We start from the raw sequence: 5,749 nt of genomic DNA, 5'->3' as shown, positions 1-5,749 counted from the left end.
ACCCTGCGCGACACCCGTCGCGCTTCCCATCCGGATCGGGATTCCCCGGTCTGGTTCTTCACCCCAGCGGGGATGTGCATCCCCGCATGGCGGGGGGCCGTACCTGCAACTTCTCTGGAGTCTCACCATGAAGAGCGGACGTTCTCTCGTCGACCTGGCCCGTGAACTCGAGCGCCAGATCTCCTCCAAGCGCGACCTGGTCGTGCCTTCGTCCTTCCTGCAGTGCCGTACCGATGAGGATGGCAGCCTCAAGCTGATCGTCGACTCCCGCCAGGGAGACGGCGAATACGGTGTCACGGGTCTGGCGCGTCGGCAGCTCGCCGACAAGCTCAAGATCCCGTTCGCCTACTTCGAGCGCATGCGCACCGAGCAGCCTCAACTGCTCGACCGCAACGTCAACACTTGGCTTCAATCGGACGGCGACCGCCGGATGATCCGCACGCTGGACGGGCAGGTGAGGGCGGTGCTGTCGGACCGCTATCGCCGACTGGACAACTTCGATCTTGCGGAGAACGTCCTGCCGATCTTGCAGCGGCTGGAAGGTGCCCGCTTCGAATCGGTCGAACTGACCGAGACGAAGATGTACCTGAAGGTCATCACGCCTCGCGTCGAGTTCGAGGTCGCACCCGGCGACATCGTGCAGGCCGGCATCGTCATCACCAACTCGGAGGTCGGCTGCGGCACGCTCTCGGTGCAGCCGCTGATCTACCGGCTGGTGTGCAAGAACGGTCTGATCGCATCGGACCACGCGCTGCGCAAGACGCATGTCGGGCGCTCGCTGACCACGGAAGCGGAGTCGGTCAACGTGTTCAGGGACGACACCCTGGCCGCAGACGACCGGGCCTTCTTCCTGAAGGTGCGGGATGTGGTCGAGGCTGCGGTTTCCGAAGCCACGTTCCGCCAGGTCGCGCAGAAGCTGCAGAAGACGCGCGACATCCGTCTGACCGGCGACCCGGTGAAGTCCGTCGAGGTGCTGGCCAACCGCTACACGCTCAACGACACCGAGCGGGCCGGCGTGTTGCGGCACCTGATCGTCGAAGGCGATCTCAGTGCCTACGGCCTGGTCAACGCCGTCACGCACTTCTCGCAGGACGTCGACGACTACGACCGTGCCACCGAGTTCGAGGCACTGGGCGGCAAGCTCATCGAGCTGGCCCCTGGCGACTGGAAGGAATTGGCCCACGCCGCCTGAGAGCCCCCGAAGCACTGCCACCGGCATGCTTCGGGACTGCTGCCCCTGATTGAAGTCCTCCCGCTCGCCCGGCGCAGCCTCACGGTTGCCCGGGCATTTTTTCGTCTGTCAGCAGTGCTGACGGACGTGTGCGGCGAACACAGTGCTACCGGCTCAGTCGACGCTTGTTTCGCTCGCGCAGCAGTGCTGGCTTCCATGGCTGCGTTGCTGGATTGGCGGGCAAGGCACGCTGCCGTACGAGCAGTAGACGCAGCAGTCGCCCGGCTTCGGCTTCAGCACGGTGCGGCATTGCTCGCATTCGTAGAACCACTGACACGCATCCGTCGGCATGGTCTCCGTCTTCGCGTGGCCGCACTGCGGGCACGTGAGGGTCGATTGCAGGATGACCTCGCTCACTTGGCGCTCCCGACGAGCGTCGAGGGATAGCCGGCATCCCGTGTCGCCCGGGTCAGCGCATCCACAGTCGTGCGGGTGTCGTCGAACGTAACGGTTGCCTCACGCTTGTCCAGGTTGACCTCGGTCTTGGCGACCCCGGCCACCTTGCCCAACGCCTTCTTGACCGTGATCGGACAGGCCGCACAGTTCATGTCGGGCACCGACAACGTGACGGTCTTGGGTGCGGACCAGGCGGGACCGGACATCGCGACGACGGTGGCAAACGCGAGCAATGCTCTCTTCATGGTGTTGTCCTTTCAATAGAACCAGGGGGCGATGTAGGGAAAGCCGAGCGCGATCGCCACGAGCGCGGCGACCAGCCAGAACAGTGCCTTGTAGGTCGTCTTCACCTGCGGCAACGCACAGGCTTCGCCCGGTTGGCATGTCGCTGCGGGGCGCCAGATACGGCGCCATGCGAAGTACAGGGCCACGAGCGCCGCGCCGATGAAGACCGGCCGATACGGTTCGAGCACCGTCAGGTTGGCGATCCATGCGCCGGAGAATCCGAGCGTGATCAGCACCAGCGGCCCGAGGCAACAGGTCGAAGCAAGAATCGCGGCCAGCCCGCCGGCGAACAGGGCACCGCGACCCTGCGTGGGTTCAGCCATCGAGTAGTCCTTCCGCGCAACGTGATCCGGGGTGTAACCTTACTTCCGTACATAAGTACGGAGTCAAGGCCCATGCACGACAAGACCGGCGCCACCATCGGCGCCCTGGCGGAAACCGCCGGGGTCAACGTCGAGACGATCCGCTTCTACCAGCGCAAGGGCCTGATGCCTGAGCCGGAGAAGCCCTACGGCAGCATCCGCCGGTACGGCGCGGCGGAGCTGGCGCGCGTGCGGTTCATCAAGTCCGCGCAGCGGCTCGGGTTCAGCCTGGAGGAAGTCGGCGAACTGCTGAAGCTCGAAGACGGCGCACGCTGCAGCGAAGCGCGACAACTGGCCGAACAGAAGCTCGTGGACGTGCGCCAGAAGCTCACCGACCTGCAGCGCATCGAGTCGGTGTTGGCGGGACTGGTGGCGCGATGTTCGGCCGTTCGCGGCCGGGTCAGCTGTCCACTGATCGCATCGCTGCAGGAGGCCGCGTGATGGAACTGCTGAGGATCGCGGGCCTGTTCGCCGTGACCGCCGTGGCGGAGATCGTCGGCTGCTATCTGCCGTGGCTGGTCCTCAAGCAGGGCAGGAGCGCCTTGCTCCTCATTCCGGCCGCGGCTTTCTTGGCCCTGTTCGCCTGGCTGCTCACGTTGCACCCGAGCGCGGCCGGCCGTACGTACGCCGCATACGGCGGCATGTACATCGCGGTCGCCCTGGTGTGGCTCTGGCTTGTCGATGGCGTCACGCTGACGCGTTGGGATCTTGTCGGCGCGAGCATTGCACTGGTAGGCATGGCAGTCATCGCGCTGCAGCCAGAAGCGCGGTGACCGAGAGCAGCAACACTTCGGGCGGAGAGGCGCGACACCCAGGCGCCCAACCCTTCGATCGAGGATTTCATCGGCCGAGATAGACCGCCGTGATCTGCTCGCGCTCGTGCCCCAGCTCTTCGCTGATCGTGAGTCGCGCTTCGCGGTCGGCCTCGCGCTGCGAGGGCGTGAGGTCTCTCGATCGCGGCCCGCCGGCCGCCGGCGCCGGCCATCCGGTCAGCTCGCGGTAGCGGGTCTGCGCGTACTGGTGGCGATGGCCGTGGATGCGGTGCGCGCCGGCCGCCGCGCACTGATACTCGAAGCGGCGCAACTGCTCGACGTAGCTTCGCTCGGCCGGGATGAGGCTGCCCCTGCCGGCCAGTGTCTTGGCCTCGTCGAGGACCTGGCGCTGCTCCGCGTTGCGGATCGGAATCTCGCGCGGCCGCCCACCCTTGGTCCAGGTGTCCTTGAGCGCCAGCCGGTCGCCGCGGTCGGCCCACTCCGGACGGATCTTGATCGACTCCCCGCGCCGCAGCCCGAAGGCCGCCTGCAGCCGCAGCGACATCGCCGTGTACGGATCCGTGATCCTGGCGAGCTCGCCCCCAGTCAGTTGCCGCGCCTTGCTGACGTTGGTGACGTACTGTCGATTGCCGATGCCGTAGTGGTCGTTGTCGCGGGCGATGACGTTCTGTTTGCCGATCTTCTCGGCCCACCATCGCAGCTCTGCCATCCGGTTCTTGATCGTGCCCACGGCAAGGCCTTCCGACTGCCATCGCTCCACCAGGCCCTCGACGTGCTTGGGCTTGAGGCTTGCTGCGGCCATGTGTCGATAGCCCATCTCGTGAAGCTGACTCGCCACCAGGTCGAGCACGCGCTCGCGATCGCGCTGGGTCGCGAAGCTGCCGTCGCGGTTGCGCCGGCACAGCTGCTTCAGCTCGTAGTTCAGGTTACGCATTCGATTGCTGCTGTCGGGTGCCGTCCTCGTTCCTGTCGGTTGCCCCTGGGGCGAGATGCTTCGTTGTCGCTGGTGTGTCGTCGGTCAGGTCAGTGTTTCTGTCCGTCCCGAACGCCTGGGCGTTGCGGGAACTACGAGGGACGCGGGACACCACTCCCGTTTCGTGCCGAGTTGCTGCTGGCCGCCGCGGCACGCGGCATTGGCGTCGATGGCGCTTCCTGCGGGAAGGCGATCCATCGGGTGAGCCATTGCCCCAAGGCTCGGGGTGCGCCGGTTGGCGCCATGGCTGACATGGCCCGCGGGGAGCGGGCGGGTGCAGACCGCGTTGCACGGTCAGAGGTCCTGACGCGCATGGGAGCCCGTCACGTGGGGCGTCACTTGCGACAGCCCCGGCAAAACGCCCGTGCGCTGGGGCAGCGTGCGCGTCGTCACTACTGGCTGGCGCCGCGTAGTGACGACGCGGTTGGCGCAGTGGTGCTCGGGCAGGGCGCGGGCGTGATTGCAGCAGTGGCGTCTCGGCTGATGCCGCTACGGTCCCGCATGCTCGACTGGGGCAGGGCAGGCGCTTCGTGTCCGAAGCCTGACGCGTATCTCCAGACCTTGCGGCCGCCGATTTTCAGGAGATGAGGCCGGCGTATGCGCCCACGGATGCGGGCAGGGGCGATGCGCTGTCGGGCATCAAACGGGCTGACTCAGCCAGCGTAGGCGGGAGCGATCCTGCGCCAACGTCTTCCGTACCGCAACCGCAGTGGTCGACTGCGGCAGGCACACGTCGGCCAGCCAGGCATTCGCCAACGTCTCGTCAGCACTGCGGACGGCCGGATAGCACTCGGTTCGTGCAGGCGGCTTACCCACCGCCGCGCGAGTCTTGCGTGTGAGGCGCCGATCGCGCGGCCGTGGATAAGCGTGCTTGAAATGTCGGATCGCGTTACCGGCGCCGCCAGACTAGACGTTCACACGCGGCAAGCTGAGGCCATACGCTGCGACTTGCGCACGGTACTGTCGTCCGCTCGCAGGAGATCGAGGTAAGCGGTCAATAAACCACGCCCTTGTGCTCGCCGACTCCTCGGGGGTACCGCCCTTCAGACAGTTTTCAAGTCGAGGCGCCAGGGCAGCATCTCGGCGTAGTCATCAGCGCTGGCAGCCTTAGGCAGTGCGATCAGCAGTGCACGCAGGTACTGGTAGCCGTCGATGCCGTTGACCCGGCAGGTCTGCAGCAGCGAGTACAAGTTGGCGCTGGCCTGGGCACCGGCCACCGTGTCGGCGAACAGCCAGTTGCGCCGTCCCACGCAGAACGGCCGGATCGCGTTCTCCTGGACGTTGTTGTCGATGCTATAGCGGCCATCCGTGACGTAGCGTGCGAGCTTGCCCCACTGCGAGCCGAGGTAATGCAGAGCCTGCCCCAACAGACTCTTGGGAAGCACGGCGTGCAGGTTGGCCACCAATAACACCTCGATCTTTTCCAGCACGGGCACGCTTTCGTGTTCGCGCCGGCGTGCGCGTTCGTTCACGTCGGCGCCGTCTCGCTGGGCCTGCGCCTCGACGTGGTACAGCTTGCCGATCAGTGCAATGAACCGCGCGGCCAACTGATCCGCAGTGCGCTGATCCTTGGGCAACGCCTGCAGCGCCGCGTGGAAGTACCGCCGGCAATGGGCCCAGCACCCCAGGTGCACGAGTTGGTGTGCGTGGGCCACGGTGTCATAGACCTCGTAGCCGTCGGTCATCAGCACCGCATCGGGCCGGATGCCGGCGTACAACGCCATCGCCG

Annotated in this window: 8 protein-coding genes; 3 read left to right on the top strand and 5 right to left on the bottom strand. The window is 66.2% G+C overall.

Going from position 1 to position 5,749, the window contains the following annotated elements:
- The first annotated feature begins 127 nt into the window (after positions 1–127).
- Entirely contained in the window at positions 128–1,192 is a 1,065-nt protein-coding gene (locus tag AB7U92_RS20655; RefSeq protein ID WP_428581408.1) for a DUF932 domain-containing protein, read from the top strand.
- A 153-nt stretch (positions 1,193–1,345) separates the two neighbouring features.
- Here AB7U92_RS20655 and AB7U92_RS20650 read toward each other — a convergent pair whose 3' ends face one another.
- Genes AB7U92_RS20650 through merT form a run of 3 tightly spaced genes read right to left on the bottom strand, consistent with a single transcriptional unit; the run spans position 1,346 to position 2,235 of the window.
- Positions 1,346–1,588, bottom strand: a complete 243-nt coding sequence (locus AB7U92_RS20650; RefSeq protein WP_428581405.1) for a GDCCVxC domain-containing (seleno)protein — start codon at positions 1,586–1,588, stop codon at positions 1,346–1,348.
- Positions 1,585–1,872, bottom strand: a complete 288-nt coding sequence (gene merP, locus AB7U92_RS20645) for a mercury resistance system periplasmic binding protein MerP (RefSeq protein WP_428581402.1) — start codon at positions 1,870–1,872, stop codon at positions 1,585–1,587. Before merP ends, AB7U92_RS20650 begins: the two co-directional genes overlap by 4 nt.
- Positions 1,873–1,884: 12 nt before the next feature.
- Complete coding sequence (gene merT, locus AB7U92_RS20640) at positions 1,885–2,235, bottom strand: mercuric ion transporter MerT (RefSeq protein WP_428581399.1); 351 nt, start codon at positions 2,233–2,235, stop codon at positions 1,885–1,887.
- Positions 2,236–2,307: 72 nt separating this feature from the next.
- On the opposite strand from merT, the gene merR reads away from it, so the two are divergent.
- Positions 2,308–2,715 (top strand): Hg(II)-responsive transcriptional regulator, encoded by a 408-nt coding sequence (gene merR, locus AB7U92_RS20635; RefSeq protein WP_428581396.1) that lies wholly within the window; start codon positions 2,308–2,310, stop codon positions 2,713–2,715.
- The gene (locus tag AB7U92_RS20630; RefSeq protein ID WP_428581394.1) at positions 2,715–3,047 is read left to right on the top strand and encodes a YnfA family protein; all 333 of its coding nucleotides are present in this window, start codon (positions 2,715–2,717) and stop codon (positions 3,045–3,047) included. The genes merR and AB7U92_RS20630 overlap by 1 nt, the downstream gene beginning before the upstream one ends.
- 67 nt (positions 3,048–3,114) lie before the next feature.
- Here the strand turns inward: AB7U92_RS20630 and AB7U92_RS20625 are convergent, their stop codons facing one another.
- Together AB7U92_RS20625 and tnpC are read right to left on the bottom strand one after the other, a co-directional pair.
- On the bottom strand, positions 3,115–3,981 hold the full coding sequence (locus AB7U92_RS20625) for a phage integrase N-terminal domain-containing protein (RefSeq protein ID WP_428581391.1): 867 nt from the start codon (positions 3,979–3,981) through the stop codon (positions 3,115–3,117).
- Positions 3,982–5,063: 1,082 nt separating this feature from the next.
- Positions 5,064–5,749, bottom strand: a 686-nt coding sequence (gene tnpC / locus AB7U92_RS20620) for an IS66 family transposase (protein WP_428581388.1), incomplete at its 5' end; no start/stop codon positions are given.

The organism is Piscinibacter sp. (genome assembly GCF_050175855.1).
Classification (GTDB): domain Bacteria; phylum Pseudomonadota; class Gammaproteobacteria; order Burkholderiales; family Burkholderiaceae_C; genus Piscinibacter.
The sequence above is the reverse complement of the archived record's forward strand: the minus strand, read 5'-3'. Positions and strand labels throughout refer to the sequence as shown.

What these genes read in the sequence shown, in the direction of transcription:
- merT (WP_428581399.1), bottom strand. Translation starts at nt 2,235, where the DNA reads ATGGCTGAACCCACGCAGGGTCGCGGTGCCCTGTTCGCCGGCGGGCTG.
- AB7U92_RS20655 (WP_428581408.1), top strand. Translation starts at nt 128, where the DNA reads ATGAAGAGCGGACGTTCTCTCGTCGACCTGGCCCGTGAACTCGAGCGC.
- merR (WP_428581396.1), top strand. Translation starts at nt 2,308, where the DNA reads ATGCACGACAAGACCGGCGCCACCATCGGCGCCCTGGCGGAAACCGCC.
- merP (WP_428581402.1), bottom strand. Translation starts at nt 1,872, where the DNA reads ATGAAGAGAGCATTGCTCGCGTTTGCCACCGTCGTCGCGATGTCCGGT.
- AB7U92_RS20630 (WP_428581394.1), top strand. Translation starts at nt 2,715, where the DNA reads ATGGAACTGCTGAGGATCGCGGGCCTGTTCGCCGTGACCGCCGTGGCG.
- AB7U92_RS20625 (WP_428581391.1), bottom strand. Translation starts at nt 3,981, where the DNA reads ATGCGTAACCTGAACTACGAGCTGAAGCAGCTGTGCCGGCGCAACCGC.